General features: G+C 69.0%; 18 protein-coding genes, 1 tRNA gene and 2 pseudogenes. 8 read left to right on the forward strand and 13 right to left on the reverse strand.

The features are described 5' to 3' along the window. Positions 1 to 5 precede the first annotated feature (5 nt). Both SLUN_RS09715 and SLUN_RS09720 read left to right on the forward strand, forming a co-directional pair. The gene (locus SLUN_RS09715) at positions 6 to 905 is read left to right on the forward strand and encodes an ABC transporter ATP-binding protein (RefSeq protein WP_108154628.1); all 900 of its coding nucleotides are present in this window, start codon (positions 6 to 8) and stop codon (positions 903 to 905) included. Beyond that, positions 902 to 1,618: an ABC transporter ATP-binding protein gene (locus SLUN_RS09720; RefSeq protein WP_108148110.1), complete on the forward strand. Its 717-nt coding sequence runs from the start codon at positions 902 to 904 to the stop codon at positions 1,616 to 1,618. The genes SLUN_RS09715 and SLUN_RS09720 overlap by 4 nt, the downstream gene beginning before the upstream one ends. A 58-nt stretch (positions 1,619 to 1,676) precedes the next feature. On the opposite strand, the gene SLUN_RS09725 is transcribed toward SLUN_RS09720, so the two are convergent. After that, on the reverse strand, positions 1,677 to 2,330 hold the full coding sequence (locus SLUN_RS09725) for an ANTAR domain-containing response regulator (protein ID WP_108148111.1): 654 nt from the start codon (positions 2,328 to 2,330) through the stop codon (positions 1,677 to 1,679). 98 nt (positions 2,331 to 2,428) lie between these two features. On the opposite strand from SLUN_RS09725, the gene SLUN_RS09730 reads away from it, so the two are divergent. Both SLUN_RS09730 and SLUN_RS09735 read left to right on the forward strand, forming a co-directional pair. Beyond that, positions 2,429 to 2,502 (forward strand) — tRNA-Leu (locus tag SLUN_RS09730). 109 nt (positions 2,503 to 2,611) lie between these two features. Then, positions 2,612 to 3,391, forward strand: a complete 780-nt coding sequence (locus SLUN_RS09735; protein ID WP_108148112.1) for a helix-turn-helix domain-containing protein — start codon at positions 2,612 to 2,614, stop codon at positions 3,389 to 3,391. 31 nt (positions 3,392 to 3,422) lie between these two features. Here SLUN_RS09735 and pyk read toward each other — a convergent pair whose 3' ends face one another. The 5 genes and pseudogenes from pyk to SLUN_RS09760 form a co-directional block, all read right to left on the reverse strand. Next, positions 3,423 to 4,856, reverse strand: coding sequence for a pyruvate kinase (gene pyk / locus SLUN_RS09740; RefSeq protein WP_108148113.1), 1,434 nt, complete (start codon positions 4,854 to 4,856; stop codon positions 3,423 to 3,425). A 169-nt stretch (positions 4,857 to 5,025) separates the two neighbouring features. Further along, positions 5,026 to 5,361 carry a transposase gene (locus tag SLUN_RS09745; RefSeq protein ID WP_257153697.1) on the reverse strand — a complete coding sequence of 112 codons (336 nt, stop codon included), beginning with the start codon at positions 5,359 to 5,361 and terminating at the stop codon, positions 5,026 to 5,028. A 395-nt stretch (positions 5,362 to 5,756) separates the two neighbouring features. Next, positions 5,757 to 11,132 (reverse strand): trypsin-like peptidase domain-containing protein, encoded by a 5,376-nt coding sequence (locus tag SLUN_RS09750; RefSeq protein ID WP_108148114.1) that lies wholly within the window; start codon positions 11,130 to 11,132, stop codon positions 5,757 to 5,759. Further along, positions 11,050 to 11,382, reverse strand: a complete 333-nt coding sequence (locus SLUN_RS09755) for a trypco2 family protein (RefSeq protein ID WP_108148115.1) — start codon at positions 11,380 to 11,382, stop codon at positions 11,050 to 11,052. Before SLUN_RS09755 ends, SLUN_RS09750 begins: the two co-directional genes overlap by 83 nt. A gap of 241 nt (positions 11,383 to 11,623) precedes the next feature. Then, positions 11,624 to 11,788 (reverse strand): annotated as a pseudogene (locus SLUN_RS09760) (IS982 family transposase); the annotation flags it as partial. Between SLUN_RS09760 and SLUN_RS42575 the strand changes: the two are divergent. After that, positions 11,789 to 12,022, forward strand: a pseudogene (locus tag SLUN_RS42575) (IS5 family transposase); the annotation flags it as partial. A gap of 20 nt (positions 12,023 to 12,042) precedes the next feature. Here SLUN_RS42575 and SLUN_RS09770 read toward each other — a convergent pair. Then, positions 12,043 to 12,750, reverse strand: coding sequence for an SIMPL domain-containing protein (locus SLUN_RS09770; RefSeq protein WP_108148116.1), 708 nt, complete (start codon positions 12,748 to 12,750; stop codon positions 12,043 to 12,045). Between the two features lie 167 nt (positions 12,751 to 12,917). Between SLUN_RS09770 and SLUN_RS09775 the strand changes: the two genes are divergently transcribed. Continuing rightward, a complete protein-coding gene (locus tag SLUN_RS09775) occupies positions 12,918 to 14,723 on the forward strand; it encodes a bifunctional metallophosphatase/5'-nucleotidase (protein ID WP_108148117.1) in 1,806 nt (601 codons plus the stop codon). A 52-nt stretch (positions 14,724 to 14,775) separates the two neighbouring features. Here the strand turns inward: SLUN_RS09775 and SLUN_RS09780 are convergent, their stop codons facing one another. From SLUN_RS09780 to SLUN_RS09800, 5 genes are all read right to left on the reverse strand, one after another. Further along, complete coding sequence (locus SLUN_RS09780; RefSeq protein WP_108148118.1) at positions 14,776 to 16,188, reverse strand: lysine N(6)-hydroxylase/L-ornithine N(5)-oxygenase family protein; 1,413 nt, start codon at positions 16,186 to 16,188, stop codon at positions 14,776 to 14,778. After that, entirely contained in the window at positions 16,185 to 17,552 is a 1,368-nt protein-coding gene (locus SLUN_RS09785) for a pyridoxal phosphate-dependent decarboxylase family protein (protein ID WP_108148119.1), read from the reverse strand. The genes SLUN_RS09780 and SLUN_RS09785 overlap by 4 nt, the downstream gene beginning before the upstream one ends. A gap of 164 nt (positions 17,553 to 17,716) precedes the next feature. Beyond that, a complete protein-coding gene (gene pepN, locus SLUN_RS09790) occupies positions 17,717 to 20,206 on the reverse strand; it encodes an aminopeptidase N (protein ID WP_108148120.1) in 2,490 nt (829 codons plus the stop codon). Positions 20,207 to 20,347: 141 nt separating this feature from the next. Further along, positions 20,348 to 20,668 carry a chorismate mutase gene (locus SLUN_RS09795; RefSeq protein ID WP_108154629.1) on the reverse strand — a complete coding sequence of 107 codons (321 nt, stop codon included), beginning with the start codon at positions 20,666 to 20,668 and terminating at the stop codon, positions 20,348 to 20,350. Positions 20,669 to 20,735: 67 nt separating this feature from the next. Beyond that, positions 20,736 to 21,614 carry a helix-turn-helix domain-containing protein gene (locus SLUN_RS09800; RefSeq protein ID WP_108148121.1) on the reverse strand — a complete coding sequence of 293 codons (879 nt, stop codon included), beginning with the start codon at positions 21,612 to 21,614 and terminating at the stop codon, positions 20,736 to 20,738. Between the two features lie 133 nt (positions 21,615 to 21,747). Here SLUN_RS09800 and SLUN_RS09805 point away from each other — a divergent pair, with 133 nt between their 5' ends. Then, on the forward strand, positions 21,748 to 23,502 hold the full coding sequence (locus tag SLUN_RS09805) for a glycoside hydrolase family 35 protein (RefSeq protein WP_108148122.1): 1,755 nt from the start codon (positions 21,748 to 21,750) through the stop codon (positions 23,500 to 23,502). 129 nt (positions 23,503 to 23,631) lie between these two features. Here SLUN_RS09805 and SLUN_RS09810 read toward each other — a convergent pair whose 3' ends face one another. Beyond that, positions 23,632 to 24,402, reverse strand: a complete 771-nt coding sequence (locus tag SLUN_RS09810; protein WP_108148123.1) for a S1 family peptidase — start codon at positions 24,400 to 24,402, stop codon at positions 23,632 to 23,634. A gap of 224 nt (positions 24,403 to 24,626) precedes the next feature. Between SLUN_RS09810 and SLUN_RS09815 the strand changes: the two genes are divergently transcribed. Further along, positions 24,627 to 25,562, forward strand: coding sequence for a hypothetical protein (locus SLUN_RS09815; RefSeq protein WP_108148124.1), 936 nt, complete (start codon positions 24,627 to 24,629; stop codon positions 25,560 to 25,562). Positions 25,563 to 25,566 lie beyond the last annotated feature (4 nt).

Genomic DNA, 25,566 nt, shown 5'->3' on the forward strand with positions numbered 1-25,566 from the left:
ACGACATGACGACCACCACCACGAACACCGCGACCGGCACCGTGCTGGACGCCAGCGGCGTCACCATGCGCTTCGGCGGCCTCACCGCCGTGCGCTCGGTCGACCTCACCGTCGGCGCCGGCGAGATCGTCGGTCTCATCGGCCCCAACGGCGCCGGCAAGACCACCTTCTTCAACTGCCTCACCGGGCTGTACATACCCACAGAGGGCAAGGTCACCTACAAGGGCACCACCCTGCCGCCCAAGCCTCACCTCGTCACCAAGGCAGGCGTCGCCCGCACCTTCCAGAACATCAGGCTCTTCTCCAACATGACGGTCCTGGAGAACGTCCTCGTCGGACGCCACACCAGGACCAAGGAAGGCCTCTGGTCCGCTCTGCTCCGCGGCCCCGGCTTCAAGAAGGCCGAAGCCGCCTCGCACGAACGCGCCATGGAACTGCTCGAGTTCATCGGCCTGCAGCACAAGGCCGACCACCTCGCCCGCAACCTCCCCTACGGCGAGCAGCGCAAGCTCGAGATCGCACGGGCCATGGCCAGCGAGCCCGGCCTGCTGCTTCTCGACGAGCCGACCGCCGGCATGAACCCGCAGGAGACCCGGGCGGCCGAAGAGCTCATCTTCGCCATCCGGGACCAGGGCATCGCCGTACTCGTCATCGAGCACGACATGCGCTTCATCTTCAATCTGTGCGACCGCGTCGCCTGTCTCGTCCAGGGCGAGAAGCTCGTCGAGGGGACACCCGACGTCGTCCAGGGCGACGAGCGCGTCGTCGCCGCCTACCTCGGTACGCCCTTCGAAGGCGCACCGGGCGCGGAGGAGGCCGCCGCTGTCGAGGCGGCCGAGGCACAGAGCTCCACCGGCACCACCAGCACCACCAGCACCACCAGCAAGGAAGGGGAAACCCAGTGACCGCTCTGCTCGAGGTCGAGGACCTCAGGGTCGCCTACGGCAAGATCGAAGCCGTCAAGGGCATCTCCTTCAGCGTCGAGGCCGGCCAGGTCGTCACCCTCATCGGCACCAACGGCGCGGGCAAGACCACCACCCTGCGGACGCTGTCCGGGCTGCTCAAGCCCTCCGGCGGCCGGATCAGCTTCGACGGCAAGCCGCTCGCCGGTGTCCCGGCCCACAAGATCGTGTCGCTGGGGCTTGCCCACTCCCCCGAGGGCCGGCACATCTTCCCGCGTCTGACGATCGCGGAAAACCTCCAGCTCGGTGCGTTCCTGCGGACCGACAAGGCGGGCATCGAGAAGGACATCCAGAAGGCCTACGACCTGTTCCCGATTCTGGGAGAGCGCAGGAAGCAGGCCTCGGGCACCCTCTCGGGCGGTGAGCAGCAGATGCTGGCGATGGGACGCGCACTGATGTCCCAGCCGAAGCTCCTGATGCTGGACGAGCCTTCGATGGGTCTCTCCCCGATCATGATGCAGAAGATCATGGAGACGATCATCGAGCTGAAGGCGCAGGGCACCACCATCCTGCTCGTCGAGCAGAACGCCCAGGCGGCTCTCTCGCTGGCCGACCACGGCCATGTGATGGAGGTCGGCGAGATCAAGCTGACCGGCAGCGGCCAGGACCTGCTCCACGACGAGAACGTCCGCAAGACGTACCTCGGCGAGGACTAGGCCTACGCATACGGAAGGGCCCGCACCCCGAGTCGGGGTGCGGGCCCTTCCGTATGTCCTACTCGCCCTTCGCGGCCTTCTTCTCCTCGGCGTCCTCGATGACCGCCTCGGCGACCTGCTGCATCGACAGCCGCCGGTCCATCGAGGTCTTCTGGATCCACCGGAACGCGGCAGGCTCCGTCAGCCCGTACTGCGTCTGCAGAACGCTCTTCGCGCGGTCGACCAACTTCCGCGTCTCCAGCCGCATGGAGAGGTCCGCGACCTCCTGCTCCAGCGCCTTCAGCTCCGCGAAACGGGAGACAGCCATCTCGATGGCGGGCACCACGTCGCTCTTGCTGAACGGCTTCACCAGATACGCCATCGCTCCGGCGTCCCGCGCCCGTTCGACGAGATCGCGCTGCGAGAACGCAGTCAGCATCAGGACGGGGGCGATGGACTCCTCGGCGATCTTCTCGGCCGCGGAGATCCCGTCCAGGACGGGCATCTTCACATCGAGAATGACCAGGTCGGGACGGTGCTCCCGGGCGAGCTCGATGGCCCGCTGACCGTCACCGGCCTCGCCGACGACCGCGTATCCCTCTTCCTCGAGCATCTCTTTGAGGTCGAGACGGATGAGGGCCTCGTCCTCGGCGATCACGACGCGGGTCGTCAGCGGCGGAACGTGCGACTTGTCGTCATCGGCGGCGGGCTGGGGCGACTCGGGGGCGGTCACGGGACTCCTCGTTCAGGGCAGGTGCAGCTATCCATGAGCCTACCCAGCTGCGGTAAGGTAGGGCAGCAGAAGGCCCCCTTGATCCTTCGATTCGCAAGGCCCCAGTACTCCAATGGTTAGAGAGACGGTGCTCAAACCACCGACAGTGTGGGTTCGAATCCCACCTGGGGCACATTTCCTTGGATTCCAAGGTCACGTACCCCTTTCGTGATCGTCGCTCTTCACGGTGAACGCATCATCGCTTCAGCTCGGCTTGGCGAAGATCCAGCGAAGCTCGTGCCATGGAGCAACATGACCTTTCGATACGCGAAGAAGCACTCGTGCTGTTGAGGCGAGGCGTGACCAATCGTGCCGTGGCCGACCGCCTGAACGTGCCTCGCGGCACGGTCGGCTGGTGGCGCCACGAAGACCGCAAGAAACGGGGCGAGAAGTTCGAGCACCCCACCGATTGCCCGAAGTGCACGGGACGCGGATTCGACCGCGAGGCGTACTCGTACCTTCTGGGGCTCTACCTCGGCGACGGCCACATCATCTCGAAGCCCAAGCAGCATCACCTGTCGATCTTCTGCACCGACACATGGCCCGGATTGATCAATGCAGCAGAGTCGGCAATGCGCCACGTGATGTCCCTGCCAAGCGTGCGACGACGGCAGAGACAGGGGTGCGTGGAGGTCAAGTCCTACACGCAGCACTGGACGTGCATGTTCCCCCAGCATGGCCCGGGCAAGAAGCACGAGCGGAAGATCGTGCTCGAACCCTGGCAGCGAGAGATCGTGGACGCCCATCCCTGGGCGTTCATCCGTGGGCTGATTCACTCTGACGGGTGCCGGAACATGAACTGGACCACTCGCCTCGTCAGCGGCGAGCGGAAGCGCTACGAGTATCCCCGCTACTGGTTCACCAACGTGTCTGACGACATCCGACAGCTCTACACCGACACTCTCGACAAGGTCGGCGTCGAGTGGAAGCACTGCACCCGCGCAGGGAAGCCGTACAACATCTCCGTCGCCAAGCGCGCGTCCGTCGCGCTCATGGACGCCCACGTCGGGCCGAAGTACTGACCACCCCGGCCCGACAGACCTGCCCCGCCGCCTACTTGGGGCTGTCGTCATCGCCGATGTGGTGCACCCGCACGAGGTTCGTGGAGCCAGCGACCCCGGGCGGGGAACCGGCCGTGATGACCACGATGTCGCCCTTCTCGCAGCGGCCGATCTTCAGCAGCTCCTCGTCGACCTGGGCGACCATCGCGTCCGTTGAGCCGACGTGCGGGCCGAGGAAGGTCTCCACGCCCCAGGTGAGGTTGAGTTGGGAGCGGGTGGCCGCGTCCGGGGTGAAGGCCAGCAGCGGAATCGGTGAGCGGTAGCGGGACAGCCGCTTGACCGTGTCGCCGGACTGGGTGAAGGCGACGAGGAACTTGGCGCCCAGGAAGTCGCCCATCTCCGCGGCCGCGCGGGCCACGGCGCCGCCCTGCGTGCGGGGCTTGTTGCGCTCGGTCAGCGGCGGCAGGCCCTTGGCGAGGACGTCCTCCTCGGCCGCCTCGACGATGCGGCCCATCGTCTTCACCGTCTCGACGGGGTACTTGCCGACGCTCGTCTCGCCCGACAGCATCACGGCGTCCGTGCCGTCGATGACGGCGTTGGCGACGTCGGACGCCTCGGCGCGCGTGGGGCGGGAGTTGTCGATCATCGAGTCGAGCATCTGGGTCGCGACGATGACCGGCTTGGCATTGCGCTTGGCGAGCTTGATGGCGCGCTTCTGGACGATCGGCACCTGCTCCAGCGGCATTTCGACGCCGAGGTCGCCGCGGGCGACCATGATGCCGTCGAAGGCGGCCACGATGTCGTCGATGTTCTCGACGGCCTGGGGCTTCTCGACCTTGGCGATCACGGGGAGGCGGCGGCCCTCCTCGTCCATGATGCGGTGGACGTCCACGATGTCGCGTCCGCTGCGCACGAAGGAGAGGGCGATGATGTCGGCGCCGATACGCAGGGCCCAGCGGAGGTCGTCGATGTCCTTCTCGGAGAGCGCGGGCACGGACACCGCTACGCCGGGGAGGTTGAGGCCCTTGTGGTCGGAGACCATGCCGCCTTCGACGACGGTGGTACGGACCCGGGGGCCGTCGACCGCGGTGACCTCCAGGGCGACCTTGCCGTCGTCGACGAGGATGCGCTCACCGATGGTGACATCGCCGGCGAGGCCCTGGTAGGTGGTGCCGCAGGTGTGACGGTCGCCTTCTGTCTCCTCGACGGTGATGGTGAATTCATCGCCGCGTTCAAGGAGTACGGGACCTTCCCGGAAGCGGCCCAGACGGATCTTCGGACCTTGAAGGTCGGCGAGGATGCCGACGCTGCGGCCCGTCTCGTCGGAAGCTTTGCGTACGCGCTGGTAGCGCTCCTCGTGCTCGGCGTAGGTGCCGTGGCTGAGGTTGAAGCGGGCGACGTCCATTCCGGCTTCGACCAGTGCCTTGATCTGGTCGTATGTGTCGGTGGCGGGCCCAAGAGTACAGACGATCTTTGCTCGGCGCATGATTCGAGCCTACGGCTTACCGGTCGGTAGAGAATTGGCCCTGCATGACTACTCAACAACCTTTACGTGAAAGCTTATTGACAAGTGTTGAATTGTGCGCGGGGGTGCTCTGATGAGCATTACCGGGCCATCGGCTCGGCATTGCCTAGAGCGTGTTTAGAAAGTGCGTTCACAACCACTCGTCGATCATGGCGATGTTGACTGTGGCCTCGTAGCGGACGGCCAACTTGTCGTACCGGGTCGCGACCGCGCGTCGGCGCTTGAGCCGGCCGATCCCGCACTCCACCGCGTGGCGCTCGCGGTAGTCGACCTTGTCGAACGTCGGTGGTCGGCCACCGGCGGAGCCCCGCTTCCTACGGTTGCGGATCCGGTCCCGCTTCTCCTGGATGGTGCAGCGTATGCCGCGTCTGCGCAGGTAGGCGCGGACGGTGCGCGCACGCCGCCGAAGGCGGGCGCGATGTGCGCGAGAGCGGGCAGCATCGACGACGCCGACCGGCTGCGGCACGGCGCGCTGGCCCCAGCAGCGACATCACCTTGGCCGCCGGGTGGGCGCCGTCGCTGTTGGCGGCCCCGTCGATGCGTATCGCGGCGGCCAGGTCGGGCAGTCCGGCCCGCTCGGCCAGGCGGACCAGCGGCCGCAGCCCGGCGTCGGCGATCAGGTTCGGCTCGTCGAACGCAGCGCGGACCGCCGTGATGGCATGGGAAGATTGCATCTCGCGGATGTTCTCTCGATCTGTGGACTTGGAACCGTGGGAAGTCCCATCATCCCAGGTCAGATGGTATCCACGCCCTCACGTCCAAGCCCTGGACCAGCAATTGACCGGTGGATTCGGGCTCAGTAAGACCAGCGTCTTGCCCCGGCCCATCCGCTCACCGGAGAGTGCCGACCGTCCGCTCGGATCAGTCCGCCGCCCAGCGGGCGTACTCGTCGTCGGCCATAGCCGCTTCGGCGGGCCGGCCCAGGCGTCGGAGCAGTTCTCCCTGACTGGCAAGGGAGTTGAGGTATGCGGGCAGGTATGCCTCCGGATCGATCCCGCCCAGGTTCCGCAAGATCCCGGTTGCCTCGACACAGAAGGGCAGCGCTTCGAGATCACGGCCGTGCTCGGCGAGGAAGCTGAAGTGAGAGGTCAACATGTCGGCGTAGTAGAGCGTCGCATGGGTCGGTTCGCCCGGCTGGGATAGCCTCCATGTCCGGAGGAAGTCGATGCCCTCGGTGGCTGCGGCGTCGGCGTCAACGCTGTTGCCGGCCGACTCCTGGCAGACGACCACCTCCCACAGGGCTTCGGTCAGCGCGTCCGCGAGGCCAGCGGCGCTGTGCTGGTCGACGATGAGCTCACAGCACCGGCTCACCGCCTCGTTCAGCAGGGGCAGCCCGGCCAGGTCGCGTCCCAGCTCCCGATGGCACCGGGCGGCGAGCACCAGCGTCCCGGAGAACAGCGGCGTCTGGTCGGGGATCTCCCGGAAGAACCCCGCCGCCGCCAGGAACGCGTCCAGCGCTTCGGTGTGCCGACTGAGCGCAACCTGGCAGTTCCCGTAGCCGAGATTGACGAGCCCGAGCTGGATCGGTGGGATCTTGTGACCTACGGCCAACTCGGCCACGTTCAAGCCCTCTTCGAGCACGCTCAGCGCTTCCGGCAGGCGGCCGAGTTCGAACGCACAGTTCGCATGTACTCGCAAGGCGTTCACCAGCTCGGCGGCAGCCTGCGGCACGCCCCGGGCTGCCACGACGGCCTCCAGGCTGACCCGGTACGCCTCGTTGAGATCTCCGAGCATGCCGAGCCCGACGGCCTGCACCACCAGGTTCGGGGCCACCCGTGCCTGCAGCGCCGGCACCTGCTCGAGCTCAGGACTTCGCAGCAGTTCCATGGCCAGCCGCGAACTCTGCACGGCCAGTTCCGCCTGGCCCAGTTCCTGCCGACAGACGGCCGTCAGGAATACGGCTTGCGCCAGAGCGGCCGGGGAGGAAGGCGCGAGATCCGCATCCTCGTGCACTCCGATGACCTGATCAAGCGCGGCCAGGGCGCTTTCGTAGCGGCCGAAAGCGAGCTCGCCCTGGCCTTCGACGAGGTAGGTGGACAGCATCAGGGTGACGACGTGTTTCGTCTGCGGCCACGGCAGGAGAAGGTCACGTGCGACCAGCGCCTGCTCGATCGCCTCCGCATGCCGATCGGCGGCGAGGTAGGCGTTGGACAGGATGACCAGCGCCTCGGCTCGCATCACCGCCACACTCGCCGAGTCTGCGAACGAGCCCAGCTCGTCGATCTCGCCGAGCGAGTGCACCGCCGTCACCAGATCGGCCGTCGCACTCTCCGCGATACCGACGACGTCGATGTGCGGATCGCCGGCCAGTGATGCGCGGGCCAACGCGAGCTCGGCCTGTCCGCGGACGAGCGGCAGCAGCAGCTCATCCTCGGGGGCCGAGGCGATGACGTCCACGGCTTCCCTGGCATATCGAAGCGCCTCCTCGGGAACCCCTATCCTTATCCCGGATAGGTTCGACAGCGAACTGCTCAAACCCATCCGAATTTCGGTTCGCTCCTCCGGATCCGATTCCTCTTCGAACCTCAGCCAGAACCGGGCGAGCTCGACGGACTGATTGGCGAATCCGAGGGCGAGGTCCGGTCGATCGGCGGCAATGAGCATACCGGACAGCAGATCGAAGAACTGCCCGATCTCCTCCGAGTCCGCCAGGATGGCCTGGTCAAGCAGTGGCAGTGCCTCCGGGTCCATTTCTGTCAGCTCATAATCGCTCAATGAGGTCAGCCATTCATACGGCCGCCGACCGGCCAGTAATTCCAGCAGGATGTACGGTATCGCCCGCTCATCAAAGGAGTCCTCGGAATCATCCGTGATCGCCGCATATCGTTCGCCAGCCCTGGTCAGAGCCTCACCCGCGGCATCGGTATCGCCGGTAAGCAGGAGGTTGATCCCCCGCATGGTGCTCACACTCGCGAGCACCAGGGAGTTCTCCGGAGTCTCCGGCAGCCTGCTCAGGAGCAGCTCGGCCTCTTCGAGTTCCAGAGTGGTCGACTGCTGCAGCTCGGCCTGTGTCAATTGCAGTGGGTCCATCATGCCACGCTGGGTCAGTGCCCCGACCTTGGTCAGTACTGCCTTCCCGAAATCATCCTCATATTGCGCGATATGCTCGGGGCTCAGCCGCTGGAACTCGGTGATCGATTCGTTCGCATAAGCGATGGCCGCGTCGCTGCGATCCGCGTCACCGAAATCCTCGGCGATGGTGCTGAGATATTTCGCGAATACGGCACGCGACTGGTCGTCGGTGACGAACCGGCGGCGGAGCTCGATGCTCTCAATCAGCGGTCTTTCGGACAAGGTGAAGTCGGACAGGTCGAGGGTGAGACGGTGAAGTGCGTCGGACAGCGCGACGGCTTTCGCTGGGGCCTCGTTTCCGGGCAAGGTGCGAAGGTGCGCTGCAAGGCTGTCGGCAAGGCCAGTGCTCAACCTCGCCACCAGCGTGATCAGCGCGAATCTGTGCGGCGGGATCCAGGTCCGGTGCTCCGGTTCGCTCCAGCCAAGTGGACGGAAGGGCAGCGGATCACCGAGCGAAGCGCCGGGCCCGGGGTTCCCGCGCACGCTCCGGGCCAGCAGGGCCAGCGGCTCGGCCAGCGGTTCCAGCATATGACCGGTGTAGTCCCGTCCGACATGAAGCTCGATCGCTTCCACGCAGGCGTCCAGCGCCGCCGCCTGATCGTCCAGATCGGCCAGGCAGGAGCCAAGATTTATCAGCGCCTCGCGGCGCTCGATCAGTTCGCCAGTGTCCTCGTCCGCCCTCTGCCGGTACCCGGCAGCCGCCGTGGACAGCGCCTCCCGCGCGGCCGGCAGGTCGCCGCTGTTCGCCTGGCAGGTTCCGAGGTTGTACCAGGCGCGCGCCAGGCGCCGGGACTCGTCGGGGCCCAGTGAGCGGCAGACGCCGAGTGCCTCACCGGCCAGCGCTGTCGCTTCGGCGACGCTACCGGTGATGGCGGCTTCCGCGGCCATGTCGGTCAGCGCGTCCACCCGGACCAGCCTGGTCCTGACGCTCGGCGGCTGCGCATCGCACCATGCGAGAGCCAGTTGGGCGAGACGGCTCATCACCTGGCGATAGCTGTCCTGCGGGTGCGGGACTCTGCGGATGCCCGCGGCGACGACGGCCAGCTCCGCGAGCGCGTCCCCGTCGTCCCGGAATTGGGTCAGCGCGATCTCGATCAGGCCGGGAAGCCGCCCGCCAGGTTCCGCGGCGGCCTGGGCCATCAAGGGCCCGAGGCAGGTGGCCAGGAACCGCCGGAGCGCCTTGCGGATACTCTCCCTGCCACCACCCGCGAGGCTCAGGGACTCGAGCATGCTCGCCGCGTGCTCGGCGGTGCTGGACTTGTGCCTGTAGATCGCCACCACGATCCGGTCAAGATCTGGAGTGGTGCCGAGCAGTTCCTCTGCCAGCAGGTCCGGTTCGATGGCGGAGATCCGGGATCCGACTCCGAACAGTTCAGTCAGCCAGTTCCTGATGTTGGGCCGGAGCAGCCCTCCGCCGTCGACGGGGTCGGCCAGGTCTGGGATCGCCGACAGCAACTGCGGCACGGCATCGATCTTCGGCCTGGTCAGAGTGGTCAGCGCGACAATCTGATGCGCCAGCGGCGCCGCGATGTTGCCGATCCGGTGCTTGTTCAGCTCCCGTATCCAGATGTCCATTTCCCGGTCGAGGAAATGGCGCATGACCTCCGCGGCCGTCGGATAGAACTCGCCGCGGATCGCCAGCAGCGCCGCGACATGCACCTTCAGCGGATTGCGATAGGCGTCGTCGGAGAGGTCGAGACCGGAAAGATCCGTACTGCGGCCGCCGAAGGCACGACGGGCGGATTCCAGATGGCGGGATCGATCGATCCCGGTCAACCCGCCGGTGCGCAGGTGGACCACGACCTGCGGCCTGGCGATGAAGTCACTGCGGGTGATCCTCTTGGCGTTGGCCCACCAGGTGAGGTCGGCGCGCGCCGCTTCGGTCCGGTCGTCGGTGCCCCCGGGCACCCGGTCGAGCAGCAGGATCCGCAGCTTCGGTCCGAAGGACCGCGCGCCCATGCTCTCGATCCACTTGATGGTCCGGTCGGTGAGACGATCCGGATAGTCGAGGATCAGCAGGGTCGGCCATACGACGTCGACGGCCTTGTTGGCGCCTAGGGCACCGTCCAGGACCTCTTCGTCGGCGAAGCCGGTAGACCAGCCCCGTTCCGCGAACTCCCGGCACAGTTGGATGCCGAGTCGGGTCTTGCCCGCCCCGCCTGTGCCGGCCACCAGCCCCAGGCTGACGGCCTGGTCCGCGGTGCACCAGGCTCGCAGGTCCTGTCGCTCGTCCTCCCGGCCAAGGAAGTGGACCGCTTGAGACTTCGCCTGGAGCAACTGGTAGTCGGAAAGCCCGCGAAGCCTTGGCGCGGCCGTATGAAAGGTCTGCAGGATGGGCCGTTCCCCGGGAGCGTCCAGTTGGACGGCGTCCTCGGCGCCGACAGCCTCCAGCCGGCTCGGGTCGGCAGCCGCCCTCTCGCAGAACTCGGGGTCCGTGAAAAGGCGTTCCATCGGAGTCGCCTGCAGTCGCTGTCCGCCGTAGCGCAGGCGGTTGGCGATGACGACGCCTAGAATCCGCTTCCTGGAATCCATCAGGACCGCGCCGGACATCCCCTGCCAAGGCGAGTGTTCATCGTCGGTGAGCACCGGCGCCGCGGAACGGACGTCGATCTCATAGCGCTTGGAGGCGGTCAGCGCCTTGACCCCACCGAGCATCTCCTCCGGGTCCCGGACCTCCCGGTTCCCCTGTGCCCGCGCCTGCGCGGCCGGGAATCCCCAGGCCCGGCACCGCACCGGGCCATCGTCGGCGACACAGCCCCAGCGTACGGCGCCGACGTCGGGAGCGTCGGCCCACGGTGCTCCCTCGACCGAGAGCAGCGCCGCGTCGCCGACGTCCTTGCTGACCCACTCGACCGTCGCGCGGCGCCCGTTCTCCTCGCCCGTGACGCGGACAGTGACCGGTTGGCCCGGCGCAATCCTCTTCCCGTCCACGACCAGCAGGTGACGGGCGGTCAGGACCATTCGGTCGTTGATCGCGTACCCGGAGCCGTAGGTCACCCCGAACACCTCGACCACGCGATGCAGTCCGGTCCGCTGCTGCCGATGATCCATGGCCGGCCTCCCCCGAAGCGGGATGGTGTGCTCAGTCCTCCGGCGTGGCCGCCGGAGGCAGTGCCTCCAGGTCGTCACCGACCAGGACGGTGACCCCGCTGGCCGGGTTGGCATGCCTCGGGGACAGCCTCAACGTCAGCTTGTGCACGGATCCATGGCTGTGTTCGGCGGAGGCTCCAGCCGTCAGCACACTCCACAGGCCCACTTTCGCCTCGGCGGAACCCGTGGTGGTGATGGCGACCTGAAGCTCCAGCTCGACTGTGTCAAGTTCGAAGCGCAACGGCTCCCTGGCACCCGCCAGGATCGCCTTCTGCAACTCCGAGCGCAGGTCGGCGATCGCGCTGGCCAACGGGATCCCGGTCACGACGACGCCTCCCCAGCTGTGAGTGCAGCATGGCAAGCGTACCAACCCTGCGACGACCGAGGTCTCGCATGAGCTCGTTGGCTGCGGCCGGATCCCGTGGCCATTGCTCGGGACAACTCCGTACCAGGGAACCGTCGTTGGCGGACTCCCAGGGAGGGACGCAAGCCTCGACTGCATCGAGGAGCCCGACGGCGCGGTCAGCCAGGCTCTAGATGATTGAGTCCAAGGGGTGTGGTTGCGGTCAGTGATCGAAGGCTGTCAGTGATCGTTTGATGGGTTGCCCGGTCTTGTCGTTGAGCCAGATCGCGGTGGTCAGCGCGAGGATGCGGGACAGGACCCGCACGGTTACGCCCGCCGGGCTCTTGCCGCCGTGCCGTTCCAGGTCAAGCTGCCCCTTGAGGGTCTTGGCATAAGCTGCACCATCCCGGAGAAGCGGGACCGGATCCGCAACCGTAGGAAGCGGGGCTCCGCCGGTGGCCGACCACCGACGTTCGACAAAGTCGACTACCGCGAGCGCCACGCGGTGGAGTGCGGGATCGGCCGGCTCAAGCGCCGACGCGCGGTCGCGACCCGGTACGACAAGTTGGCCGTCCGCTACGAGGCCACAGTCAACATCGCCATGATCGACGAGTGGCTGTGAACGCACTTTCTAAACACGCTCTAGAGCTGCGGCGGAGTCATCGTGAAGCGCGCATTCACCTGCGCATAGACCGTCTGGCGCTGGGGCTCCAGATCGAGGGCCGGGGCGCTCTCGGCCTGGGCGCCGCCGTAGGCGGCACCGCGGGGCGCTCCGTAGGAGACAACGGGGTACGTCTCGGCGTGCTCCGCGCCGAGGTCGGCCAGCTCGACCAGGGCTGCCAGTTGCGCGCCCAGTGCCTCGGCGTATTCGCGGGCCCGCTGGACCGCTTCCTTGACGGCCTGCCGGCGGGCTTCGCCGTGGGCCGGTGAGTCGGGGCGCAGGGCCCACCAGGGGCCGTCGACGCGGGTGAGTTCGAGGTCCGCGAGGCGGGTGGTGAGCTCGCCGAGCGCGGTGAAGTCGGCGAGCTCCGCGGTGATGTTGACGCGGCCGTGGTAGGCGCGGACACGTTCGCCGCGGCCGTGGCGGGTGAGTTCGGGGCTGATGGAGAAGGCGCCCGTCTCGAGCTTTTCGACGGATTCGCCGTAGGACTTGATCAGGTCGAGGACGGCGGCGTTTCGACGGGTGAGGTCCTCCAGCGCGCTGCGCCGGTCCGTGCCGCGTGCGCTGACCACTACGCCGATCCTGGCGATCTCCGGGTCGAACTCCAGGCGTGCTTCGCCGCGTACGGCGACCCGCGGTGTCTCCGGAGTGCCGTACGGCGCGGCGGTGGTGGGTGCGTCGGTGGTCACGGATGGCTCCCTCGTCCTGTGGCAGTGGTCCCGCACACTCTCGCATCCGCGCAGGACAACCGGCGGACACCAGATGGAAACCCGCGGGGGGTGTTGCCGGATGGTGCTCCTGGGCCAGAATCTACGCGCGTTGTGCACCACTGCAGAACTGAAACGAGGGAGACGAAATGCCGCTGAACCGTAGGACGTTCCTGGAGCGGTCGGCCGCCGCCGGGGCCGGTGTGGCGATAGTCGGCAGTGCCGCCGCGCCGGCTGAGGCACGGGAGGACGGCCACGGCCACGGACGCCCGCCGAAGCGGTACTCCTTCACCGTCATGGGCACCACGGACCTGCACGGCAATGTCTTCAACTGGGACTACTTCACGGACAAGGAGTTCGACGACAAGGACCACAACGACGTGGGCCTGGCGAAGATCTCCACGCTCGTGGACAGGATCCGCAAGGAGAAGGGCCCGCGCAACACCCTCCTCATCGACGCCGGTGACACCATCCAGGGCACCCAGCTCTCGTACTACTACGCCAAGGTCGACCCGATCACGGCGGAGCACGGCCCCGTGCACCCCATGGCGCAGGCAATGAACGCCATCGGCTACGACGCGGCGGCGCTCGGCAACCACGAGTTCAACTACGGCATCCCGGTGCTGCGGAAGTTCGAGGAGCAGTGCGACTTCCCGCTGCTCGGCGCGAACGCCCTGGACGCCAAGACGCTCCGGCCGGCCTTCGCCCCGTACAGCTTGCACCGGCTGCGCACCCCCTGCGGCCGTGATGTGAAGGTCGCTGTCCTCGGTCTTACCAACCCGGGCATCGCCATCTGGGACAAGGCCAACGTCCAGGGGAAGATGACCTTCCCGGGCCTGGAGGAGCAGGCCGCGAAGTGGGTGCCGAAGCTGCGCTCCATGGGTGCGGACGTTGTGATCGTCTCCGCCCACTCGGGCTCCAGCGGCACTTCCTCCTACGGTGACCAGCTCCCGTACATCGAGAACGCCGCCGGTCTTGTCGCCGAGCAGGTGCCCGGCATCGACGCGATCCTGGTCGGCCACGCGCACACCGAGATCGCCGAGTACTTCGTCGCCAACAAGGAGACCGGCCAGAAGGTCGTGCTCTCCGAGCCGCTCAAGTGGGGTCAGCGGCTCACCCTCTTCGACTTCGACCTGGTCTGGGACAAGGGCGGCTGGACGGTCGAGAAGGTCGGCGCGCAGGTCCTCAACTCCAACACCACCGCCGAGGATCCGAAGATCACCCGGCTGCTCGGCGACGAGCACACGAAGGTCGTCGCGTACGTCAACCAGGTCATCGGCACCTCCACCGCCGCGATGGCCACGGCCGAGGCGCCGTGGAAGGACGAGCCGATCATCGATCTGATCAACCATGTCCAGGCGGAGACGGTGAAGGCGGCGCTGGCCGGCGGCCAGTACGCGGCGCTGCCCGTCCTCTCGCAGGCCTCCTGCTTCTCGCGCACCGCGGCGATTCCGGCCGGACGGGTGACCATCAGGGACGCGGCCGGGCTCTACGTGTTCGAGAACACCCTGGAGGCGCGGCTGGTGACCGGCGCGCAGGTCAAGGACTATCTGGAGTTCTCGGCGCGGTACTACGTGCAGACGCCGGCCGGTGGTCCGGTCGACACCTCGAAGCTGACGAACGCCGGCAACACCCCGGACTACAACTACGACGCGATCTCGGGTGTGACGTACGAGATCGACATCGCCAAGCCGGCGGGCTCACGGATCGTGAGCCTGTCCTTCGACGGCAAGCCGATCGACCCGGCGGCGCGGTTCGTGCTGGCCGTCAACAACTACCGGGCGAGCGGCGGCGGGAACTTCCCGCATGTCGCGGGCTCCCAGCAGCTGTGGGCGAATTCGGAGGAGATCCGGAACACGATCATCAACTGGGTGAAGGCGAAGGGCACGGTCGACCCGGCGCAGTTCGCGGTCGTGGGCTGGAAGCTGACGCGGGACGGCACGCCGGTCTTCTAGTAAGGGCTCGGTCGGCACGGGCTCGGTCCATGCGGGATCGGTCGCGGGGCGTTCAGTTTCCCTGGGCGAGGGGCGTCAGCTCCGGCGCCGGAGCGGGGATGCTGGGCGCCTCGCGCCGTTCCAGGCCGAAGCTGGTGAAGGCGGTGCGCTGCGGCAGCGGGTAGGGCTCCTTGCCGGTCAGGGAGTTGAGGATGCTGGCGCTGCGCCAGGCGGCGAGGCCGAGGTCGGGCGCGCCGACGCCGTGCGTGTGCCGTTCGGCGTTCTGTACGTAGACGGACCCGGTGACCGAGTCGTCGAGGACCATCCGGAACTGGTCGTCGATGCATGTGCGTCCGGACGCGTCGCGGCGCACATACGGGTCGAGACCGGCGAGCATCCGGTTCAGCGGCCGCTCGCGGTAGCCGGTGGCGAGGACTACGGCGCTGGTCGTGAGGCGGGAGCGGGCTCCTTGCTGGACGTGCTCCAGGTGGAGTTCGACCTTGGTGGTGGCGACCCGGCCCGCTGTGCGGACGCTGACGCCGGGCGTGAGGACGACGTCGGGCCAGCCCCAGTGCAGGGTGCGGCGGTAGAGCTCGTCGTGGATGGCCGCCATGGTGCCGGCGTCGATGCCCTTGTGGAGCTGCCACTGGCGCGGCAGGAGTTCGTCGCGCGTCTGCTCGGGCAGCGCGTGGAAGTAGCGGGTGTAGTCGGGTGTGAAGTGCTCCAGGCCGAGCTTGGAGTACTCCATCGGCGCGAACGCCTCGGTACGGGTCAGCCAGTGGATCTTCTCGACCCCTTCGGGGCGGGCCCGCAGCAGATCGAGGAAGACCTCGGCGCCCGACTGGCCCGAGCCGATGATCGTGATGTGCTCGGCGGCCAGCAGCCGTTCGCGGTGGTCGAGATATTCCGCGGAGTGGATGACGGGGACGGCGGGCGCTTCGGCGAGCGGCCGCAGCGGCTCGGGGACGTACGGCTCCGTGCCGACGCCGAGCACGATGTTCCGGGTGTACGCGCGGCCCAGGGCCTCGGCCTCGCCGTCGGCGTCGAGCTGAGTGAAGTCGACCTCGAAGAGGGAACGTTCGGGGTTCCAGCGGACGGCGTCGATCTGATGGCCGAAGTTCAGGCCGGAGAGACTGTGGCTGACCCAGCGGCAGTAGGCGTCGTACTCGGCGCGCTGGATGTGGAAACGCTCGGCGAAGTAGAAGGGGAAGAGCCGGTCCCTCGAGCGCAGGTAGTTGAGGAACGTCCAGGGGCTGGCCGGGTCGGCGAGGGTCACCAAGTCGGCGAGGAACGGGACTTGGAGGGTCGCGCCCTCGATCAGCAGGCCGGGGTGCCAGGTGAAGGCGGGCCGCTGCTCGTAGAAGGTGGCCGCGATGCCGCCGTGGACGCCGTCGGCGAGCGCGGCCAGGGACAGGTTGAACGGGCCGATGCCGATGCCCACGAGGTCGTGGGGCTGCTCAGGTTCGGTTGCGGGCATGCCGGTCATCGGGGGGTGCTGCCTTCCACGAGTTCGATCAGGTTCGCCAGGTCGCGGGGGGTGGCGTGGGGGTTGAGGAGGGTGGCCTTGAGCCAGAGGCGGCCGTCGGCGCGCGCCCGGCCGAGGACCGCGCGGCCCTCGGCGAGGAGGGTGCGGCGGATGGCGGCGGTCTGCTCGTCGGTGGCGCCGGTGGGGCGGAACAGGACGGTGGAGAGGGTGGGCCGCTCGTACAGCTCCAGGCGGGGGTTCTTCTCGATGAGGTCGGCGAGGAGGCGGGCGGTGGCGCAGGTGCGGTCGACGAGGGCGCCGAGGCCGGTGCGGCCGAGGGCTCTGAGGGTGACGGCGATCTTGAGAATGTCGGGGCGGCGGGTCGTACGCAGCGAGCGGCCCAGCAGATCGGGCAGACCGGCTTCGGTGTCGTCGTCGGCGTTGAGGTAGTCGGCGGTGTGGCCGAGGGGGGCGAGGTGGGCCCGGTCCGGTACGGCGAGCAGGCCAGCCGCGACCGGCTGCCAGCCCAGCTTGTGCAGATCGAGGGTGACGGAGTGGGCGCGGTCGAGGCCCGCCAGTTTGCCGCGGCGCTCCGCGCTGAACAGCAGCGGTCCGCCGTACGCGGCGTCGATGTGCAGCTCGGCGCCGTGGCGCTCGCACAGATCGGCGATCTCGGACAGTGGATCGATGCGCCCGGTGTCGGTGGTCCCCGCGGTGGCGACGACGAGGAGCGGTCCGGACAGATCGGTGAGGGCCTCGTCCAGGGCGGCCGGGTCGAGTACGCCGGAGGGGACGGTCACCGGCTCGGGGAGGCCGAGCAGCCAGGCGGCGCGGTGTACGGAGTGGTGGGCGCCGGCGCCGCAGACGACCTGTACGGAGCCGTGGCGTTCACGGGCGAGGAGCAGGCCGAGCTGGTTGGACTCGGTGCCGCCGGTGGTGACGAGGGCGTCGGGGTCAGGGCCGTGCGGGTAGACCTCGGCGGCGAGGGTCCGGGTGACCGCGGCCTCCAGCTCGGACGCGGCGGGGGCCTGGTCCCAGGAGTCCATGGAGGCGTTGAGGGCGGACGCGGCGAGATCGGCGGCGACGGCGAGTGCGAGGGGCGGCGTGTGGAGATGGGCGGCGCAGAGGGGGTCGGCGGGGTCGGCGGAGCCGTATGCCACGGCGTGGACGAGGCTGCGGAGGGCTTCACCGGCGCCGGTGCCGGTGTCGGGGAGCACGGGCTCGGCGGCCTGGCGCATCCGGGCGGCGACCGCGTCGGGGCCTCCGGCGGGGAGCGGGCCGCCGCGGTCCGCCGCACCGTCGTGGAGCGCGTCGAGCACGACGGCGAGCAGGGGCCGCAGGGCGTCGGGTCCGGTGGTGCCTCCGGCGAGGGGCGGCGTACTCATGCGGGGTCCTTCGGCGAGCGGGAGTGTCACACCAGGGTGGACGGGGCCCCGTCCGGGGCCCGCAGAGCTCAACGATCGGAACCGGAAAGTGGTACTCAATCGCCGGACGGGCTCAATAAGCCCGTCCGGCGATTGAGGACACGGCCGGAGGCCGTACGGGGACCCTAGGCGCCCCGTACCGTCAGCGCGCGGCGCAAGTCGTCCAGTTGGTCGACCAGCTTGCGGCGCAGCGCCGGGATCATGTCCGCGTCCCGCAGGCACTCCTCGCCCAGGCGCAGGGTCTCCGCGTCCACCGCGTGGAGCGGGAAGGCGTAGCGGCCCGCGGCCTCCGCGATGACCGGGCCGCGGCGGGCGGCGAGGGCGACCGAGTGCGGGTAGTAGCGGGGGACGTACTCCCGTACCAGATCGGCCTGTTCGGGCTGCCAGAACCCCTGGGCCGTGGCCGTGAAGAGGTAGTTGGACAGGCCGTCCGAGGTGAAGAGCCGCTCCCAGGCCGCCGCCTTCGCCTCCGGGGTCGGCAGAGCGGCGCGGCAGCGGGCCGCGCCCTCCTGGCCGGTGGCGCTGGGGTCGCGGTGCAGCTCGGCGGCGATCGCCGCGTCGTCGGTCGCGCCCAGGACGGCGAGCCGGTACAGGATGCGCCAGCGCAGTTCCGGGTCGAGCTCCGGGCCGCCGGGCACGCTGCCGTCGCCGAGCCACTGCTGGAGGGTGTCCGGCTGGGCGGCGGCGTCGATGAAGTGGCGTACGGCGGTGAGGCGCAGGCCGGGGCCGTTGCCGTCCTCGGTGCGGCGCAGCAGGGCGCGGCAGATCTCCCTGAGCGTGCCGAGGGCGGCCGGCCGCTGCTCGGCGGTGAGGTAGCGGTCGGCGAGCTGGGTGGCGGCGAAGGCGAGGACGCCCTGGACGACCGCGAGGTCCGACTCGCGCGGGAGGTGGGCGCGGGCGGCCTCGAGATACGCGGCGGGCGCGAGCTCTCCGTCGCGGACCATGTCACGGGCGGCGTTCCAGACGACGGTGCGGGTCAGCGGGTCGGGAATGCCGGAGAGCGCGCGTACGGCCGTGTTCCAGGAGGTGGCGTCGAGGCGGACCTTGGCGTAGCCGAGGTCGCCGTCGTTGAGGACGACGAGGGCCGGGCGGCGGCCGGGGCGCGCACCGTTCTCGCTCTGCGGGATGTCCAGTTCGATGCGGTCGCGCAGGACGAGCCGGTCCGCGTCGATCGGGTCGGCGTCGTAGGCGCCGACCAGGATGCGGTGCGGGCGGCTGCCGTCGCGGGCGACCGTCAGCGACCAGCCGCTGTCGGACTCGGCGATCGCCGGGGTGAGGGTGTCGACTCCGGTCGTACGGAGCCAGGACTCGGCCCATCCGTGCACATCGCGGTCGGTGGCGCCGGCCAGCGAGTCGATGAAGTCGGCGAGGGTCGCGTTGCCGAACTTGTGCCGGGCGAAGTGGGTGTTGATGCCGGCCAGGAAGTCCTTCTCGCCCAGCCAGGCGACGAGCTGGCGCAGCGCCGAGGCCCCCTTGGCGTAGGAGATGCCGTCGAAGTTGAGCATCGCGGACGCGGTGTCGGGGACGGCGTCCGGGTCGGGGGCGACGGGGTGGGTGGAGGGCCGCTGGTCGGCGTCGTAACCCCAGGACTTGCGTCCGATGCCGAAGTCCACCCAGGTGTCGGTGAAGCGGGTGGCTTCGGTGAGGGTCTGGTATCCCATGTACTCGGCGAAGGACTCGTTCAGCCAGATGTCGTCCCACCACTTGAGGGTGACCAGGTCGCCGAACCACATGTGGGCCATCTCGTGGGCGATGACCATGGCGCGGGTCTGCCGCTCGGTGTCGGTGACGGCGGAGCGGTAGATGAACTCGTCGCGGAAGGTGACCAGGCCGGGGTTTTCCATCGCGCCCGCGTTGAACTCGGGCACGAAGGCCTGGTCGTAGGAGTCGAAGGGGTAGGGCTCGTCGAACTTCTCGTGGTACCGGTCGTAGCACTGGCGTGTGATCTCGAGGATCTCGTCGGCGTCCGCGTCGAGGTACGGCGCCAGGGAGCGGCGGCAGTGGAGGCCGAAGGGCAGACCGGCGTGCTCGGTGCGCACGGAGTGCCAGGGGCCCGCGGTGACGGCGACGAAGTAGGTGGCGAGCGGCGGGGTGGGCGCGCAGGTCCAGCGGCCTTCGCCGGTGTGGGTGGCGATGCCGTTGCCGAGGACGGTCCAGCCGTCGGGGGCGGTGACGGAGACTTCGAAGACGGCCTTGAGGTCGGGCTGGTCGAAGGCGGCGAAGACGCGCTGGACGTCCTCCATGAAGAGCTGGGTGTAGACGTACGCCTCACCGTCGGTCGGGTCGGTGAAGCGGTGCATGCCCTCGCCGGTGCGGGAGTAGCGCATGTCCGCCTCGACGCGCAGCTCGTGCTCCCCGGCGCTCAGGCCGGTGAGCGCGAGCCGGTTCTCGGCCAGTGTCCCGGGGTCGATGGGGTGTCCGTCGAGTGTGATGGAGCGCAGCACGGCCGGCTTGAGCTCGACGAAGGTGTCCCCGGCCGCGCGCGCGGTGAAGTGGATGACGGTTCGCGAGTCAAAGGTTTCTTCGCCGGTGGTGAGATCGAGGTCGATCGTGTACCGGTGGACGTCGAGGAGCTGGGCACGGGTCTGCGCTTCGTCGCGCGTCAGTACGGACATGGGGCCATGCTGCCTGATGGGCCCCGTCCCGCACACGGGGTATCGGTTCCGCCGGCGGCGCACGTACCGGCGGCGCCCTATTCCGGCCGCCGCCGTGTCCGTGGCGATCTACGCGGTCACTCTGTGTACGGCCGTCATTGGTCATGTGCGGCCGGCGGATTGGCCCGCGATCGTCTCGTGGTGCCGGATGACCTCGGCGATGACGAAGTTGAGCAGCTTCTCCGCGAATGCCGGGTCGAGGTGGGCGCTCACCGCGAGCTGGCGCAGCCGCTCGATCTGGCTGGCCTCGCGGGCAGGGTCGGCGGGCGGCAGATGGTGCTGTGCCTTGAGGTGGCCGACCTGCTGGGTGCACTTGAAGCGCTCGGCGAGCATATGGACGACCGCCGCGTCGATGTTGTCGATGCTCTCGCGCAGGCGGTTCAGTTCGGCGCGTACGGTCTCGTCGATGTCCCTCGTGGTCATGGTCATCGAGCTTAGGGCCTGCTTCTGGATCGTGCCGGGCTGCTCCGGAGGACAGGCCCCGCGTCGATCACGTGGTGATCGTCGGGGGGTGTTCGGGATCCGGAATCTGGTTGCTCCAGCCGCCGGGGACGGCCCGGCCCTGCTGGTCACGGAAGCGGATGGGCGCGATGCCGACGCGGCGGGTGAACAGCCGGGAGAAGTACGCCGGGTCCTCGTAGCCGACGCGGCGGGCGACCGCTGCGACGGGGAGTTCGGTGGCCGCGAGCAGCTCCTTCGCCCGGCCGAGACGGATGCCGAGCAGGTAGTCCTTGGGGCTGCAGCCGGCGCCGCGGCGTACGGCGGTGCGCAGTTCGGCGGGGGACATACCGTGCCGCGCGGCGTGTTCGGCGACGGAGAGTGGCCGGAAGGCGTCGCGCGCCAGTGCGGTGAGTACGGGGTCGCCCTCGGCGCTGGTGTCGGCGCGGGCGCGGCGCAGGGCGACGAGGAGTTCATGGACGGCGGCGGCCGTCTCGACCTCCAGGAGCGGGTTGCCGCGGCGTGCCGCGCGGGCGATACGGCCGACGACTGCGCGGGCCCCGCCGGCGTCGGAGAGCGGGACGAGGGCACGGTCGGGCTCGATGTAGCCGAGTTCGGTGTACGTGAGTGTGGCGGGCCCGGTGAAATCGACGAAGCTCTCGTCCCAGCCGCAGGCCGGATCGGGTCCGTAGTGGTGCGGTACGCCGGGGGTGAGCCAGATCAGGGCCGGTGCGGTGACGGTGGCGCGCCGTCCGTCGGGGCCGCGGAACCAGCCGCTGCCGGCGCTGATCACGACGGCGACATGGTGGTCGAGGGTGCGGGGTCCGACGGTGGGCAGGGTGCCGTGCTGGAGGCCGACGCCGAGACAGACCAGGCCCAGACGATGGTGGACGGGACGTGGGGTGAAATAGCGCATCCAGGTGTGGTACATCCGCCTCTGTCCTTTCCCTGGGCGCCGAGTGCCGACGTTGCGTCCAAACAGCGCTGATCTTTGTCCATGGACCGGCTCACCGCCAGGGGGCGATGGTTGGTCGCGGTAAGGGACCGAGTGAGGAGCGGGAACGGTGGCTGAGTTCACTGTGGGTGATGCGGACTTCCTGCTGGACGGGCGGCCCGTACGGCTGCTGTCGGGAGCACTGCACTACTTCCGGGTCCACGAGGAGCAGTGGGACCACCGGCTGGCGATGCTGCGGGCCATGGGGCTCAACTGCGTCGAGACGTACGTCCCGTGGAACATGCATGAGCCGGAGCCCGGCCGGTACGCGGACGACGCCGCACTGGGACGCTTCCTGGACGCCGCGCACCGGGCGGGACTGTGGGCGATCGTGCGGCCGGGACCGTACATCTGCGCCGAGTGGGAGAACGGCGGGCTGCCGCACTGGCTGACCGGCCGGCTCGGACTGCGCGTGCGCACCGAGGACCCCGAGTATCTGGGCCATGTGGAGCGGTGGTTCACGCGGCTGCTGCCCCAGGTCGCCGAGCGGCAGATCGGCCGTGGCGGACCCGTGATCATGGTGCAGGTCGAGAACGAGTACGGCAGTTACGGCACCGACCAGGGCTATCTGCGCCAACTGGTGGACCTGCTTCGGAGCTGCGGGGTGACCGTACCGCTGTTCACCTCCGACGGGCCCGAGGACCATATGCTGACCGGCGGCTCGGTGCCCGGGGTGCTGGCGACCGCGAACTTCGGCTCGGGGGCCCGGGAGGGGTTTGAGACCCTGCGCCGCCATCAGCCGGCCGGACCGCTGATGTGCATGGAGTTCTGGTGCGGCTGGTTCGACCACTGGGGCGCGGACCATGTCGTACGGGATCCGGCGGACGCGGCGGCCACGCTGCGGGAGATCCTGGAGTGCGGTGCCTCGGTCAACATCTACATGGCGCACGGAGGAACGAACTTCGCGGGCTGGTCGGGCGCCAACCGGGGCGGCGGCGATCTGCACATGGGAGAGCTCCAGCCGGACGTCACGTCGTACGACTACGGTGCGCCGGTCGATGAGTTCGGGAGGCCGACGCGGAAGTTCTGGCTGTTCCGGGATGTGCTCGCGCTGTACCAGGAGGGCCCGCTGCCGGAACTGCCGCCCGCCCCCGCCCTGTTCGGCGCGCCGGTACAGGTGGAGCTCACCGAGTGGGCGCCGCTGGGGGACGTACTGGACGTGCTCGGCGGCACGGAGGCGGAGACACCCGTGCCAGCGTCGTTCGAGCAGCTGGACGTGGACCGCGGTCTGGTCCGCTACCGGGTCGGCATTCCGGGGCCACGGAAGCCACGTCCCCTGAGCGTGGCCGGTCTGCGGGACCGGGCCGTCGTGTACGTCGACGGCGTGCGGGCCGGGGTGCTGAGCGGCGAGCACGCCGTGCTGGCCGAGCCGGTGGCGGGGCCCGCTGCCGTGGAGCTGTGGGTGGAGTCGCTGGGCCGCGTCAACTACGGGCCGCTGATGGGCGAGACGAAGGGCATCACCGGCGGCGTGATGCACGAGCGGCAGTATCTGCACGGTGTACGGTCCCGCGGGCTGCGGCTGGACGCCTTCGACGAGGCGGGCGCGGTCGCGAAGGTGCCGTTCCGCGCGCCGGCCGGGGACGGGGCCGCGGCCCCCGGTCTGTACCGGGCCACCTTCGAGGTCGCTGTCCCCGGCGACGCGGAGCTCGAACTGCCCGGCTGGACACGGGGCTTCGTCTGGGTGAACGGCTTCAACCTGGGCCGCTACTGGTCGGCGGGACCGCAGCACACGCTGTACGTTCCGGGGCCGGTGCTGCGCGAGGGTACGAACGAGGTGTGGGTGCTGGAGCTGGAGGCGGCGGGAACGTCGGTCTGTCTGGGGTGACTGTGGCTCCGCCCCGGACCCCGGTACGGCCTTCGGCCGTGTCCTCAATCGCCGCACGGGCTGAGGTTGCCCGGCAACTCAAACATCGCCGGCGATTGAGGCGCGGGGTCCGGGGCGGAGCCCCGGTCATTACAGGCCGGCCGCCGCGGACTTGATCGCGGCGGCGAACGTGGACACCTCGGTGTAGACACCCGGGAGGTTCGGCCGCGCGCAGCCCTCGCCCCAGCTGACGATGCCGACCTGGATCCACGCGTTGTTGTTGTCCTTGCGGAACATCGGGCCGCCCGAGTCACCCTGGCAGGTGTCGACGCCGCCCTGCGGGAGACCGGCGCAGATCTCCTCGCTCGAGACGAGCGAGGGGTACGCCTGCTTGCAGCTGGCGTCGGAGACGAAGGGCACCTTGGCCTTCAGGAGGTAGCGCTGCTGAGAGCCGCCCTCGCGCGCCGCGCCCCAGCCGGCCACGTCGAACGTGCCGTTGTCGAACGCCTTCGTCTCGGCGATCTTCAGGGTGGGCAGGTTGATCGGCTTGGCGAGCTTGATCAGCGCCCAGTCCTTGCCCGTGCCGTTGTAGCCGGGGGCCTGGAGGACCTTGGTCGACTTGACCTTGATGGCGCTGGGGCTCCTCAGGTCGACGACGCCCGCGGTCGCGGTGATGCTGGTGTTGTTGCCGGAGCCGCTCACACAGTGGGCGGCTGTCAGCACGATGTTCTGGGCGTACAGCGCGCCGCCACAGCCCATGGAGAGCCGGACCATGAAGGGGAATTCACCCTGGGCCGCGCGGGTTCCGCCGACGACTGGCGGCGCGGCGGCAGAGGCCGAGCTGGGCTGGAGGCTTATCGCGGCGAGGATGACGGTCCCGGCCGCGGCACATCTCTTGAGCACACGCAGAAGCTGCTTCAACGGACTGCCTTTCGTGGGGGGTTGATGCCTACGCGTCTGCCGGATCCAGGCAGCACAGTGCACGCGCTGACATGGGCCCGACAAGGCGTGATCCGGATTATGGAGAGCGGATCACGAGTGCCACAAGGAGCAGTTTTCGGCCAGGGTCACCAGCGAGGATTCGCCGCCGCCGCCCCGTACAGTTGATTCCGGCCGACCGTCGTTCATGGGGGGGTACGGGAGTGGTGGCGAACGGCAGCGAGGTCGTACACGGCTTTCCGCACCTCGACACCGTGCGGTCGGCGATCACCGCGCTCTACAGACGGCTGTCACCCGAGGGCGTGCTCTCCTACGCGCCCAGCGTCGTCCCCGGCGATGTGGCCTTCGCCGACCAGGACGATCTGCATCTGGGCGCGCAGCGCGTCGCCCGCGCCCTGGTCCAGCATCTGAAGCTGCCGGAGGCCCGGATGATCGTCAGCTTCCGCGAGATGCACCATGCGGCGAGCGTGGAGTTCACCGCGGGACCCGAGTACTTCATCGAGCTCAACGACCGCTTCCGCACCCACCGCAGGGACATCGGCGCGGCCCTCGCCCACGAGATCATGCATGTGCTGCTGCACCGGCTCGACCTCTCCTTCCCCGGCACGCGCGACAACGAGATCCTCACCGACACCGCGACCACCTATCTCGGCGCGGGCTGGCTGCTGCTGGACGCGTTCCGGGAGGACCGCGTCTCCAGCCAGAAGCTGGGCTATCTCACGCCGGAGGAGTTCGGTTACGTACTCGCCAAGCGGGCGATCGCCTTCGACGAGGACCCCTCGCCCTGGTTCACCAGCCCGCAGGGATACACCGCCTACACCAAGGGCCGCGCGCAGGCGCTGCGCGACGCGCAGCAGCCGCCGCTCACGACGGCGGGCTGGTCGGGCCGCCACCGCTACGCCAAGGACCGGCGCTACGCCCGGGAGCACCCGGGCGCCGCCCCCGCGGACGCCGGATCGTGGGCGTCGGCGTCCACCTCTTCGTCCGCGTCGTCGTCCGCGTACGCCTTCGAGAGCGGACCCGACGGACTGCGTGTCTCCTTCTCGTGCCCCACCTGTCACGCACGCATCCGCGTACCCGTGCGGGGGCGGGTGCGCGCCCGATGCGGGCTGTGCCGCACGATTCTGGAATGCGACACCTGACCGA

This window comes from Streptomyces lunaelactis (assembly GCF_003054555.1).
GTDB lineage: Bacteria > Actinomycetota > Actinomycetes > Streptomycetales > Streptomycetaceae > Streptomyces > Streptomyces lunaelactis.

Coding starts and splice junctions, on each gene's coding strand:
- SLUN_RS09715 (WP_108154628.1), top strand. CDS start 6: ATGACGACCACCACCACGAACACCGCGACCGGCACCGTGCTGGACGCC.
- SLUN_RS09735 (WP_108148112.1), top strand. CDS start 2,612: ATGGAGCAACATGACCTTTCGATACGCGAAGAAGCACTCGTGCTGTTG.
- pyk (WP_108148113.1), bottom strand. CDS start 4,856: ATGCGCCGAGCAAAGATCGTCTGTACTCTTGGGCCCGCCACCGACACA.
- SLUN_RS09750 (WP_108148114.1), bottom strand. CDS start 11,132: ATGCCAACCCGGCCAGCGGGGTCACCGTCCTGGTCGGTGACGACCTGG.
- SLUN_RS09775 (WP_108148117.1), top strand. CDS start 12,918: ATGCCGCTGAACCGTAGGACGTTCCTGGAGCGGTCGGCCGCCGCCGGG.
- SLUN_RS09780 (WP_108148118.1), bottom strand. CDS start 16,188: ATGACCGGCATGCCCGCAACCGAACCTGAGCAGCCCCACGACCTCGTG.
- SLUN_RS09785 (WP_108148119.1), bottom strand. CDS start 17,552: ATGAGTACGCCGCCCCTCGCCGGAGGCACCACCGGACCCGACGCCCTG.
- pepN (WP_108148120.1), bottom strand. CDS start 20,206: ATGTCCGTACTGACGCGCGACGAAGCGCAGACCCGTGCCCAGCTCCTC.
- SLUN_RS09795 (WP_108154629.1), bottom strand. CDS start 20,668: ATGACCACGAGGGACATCGACGAGACCGTACGCGCCGAACTGAACCGC.
- SLUN_RS09800 (WP_108148121.1), bottom strand. CDS start 21,614: ATGTACCACACCTGGATGCGCTATTTCACCCCACGTCCCGTCCACCAT.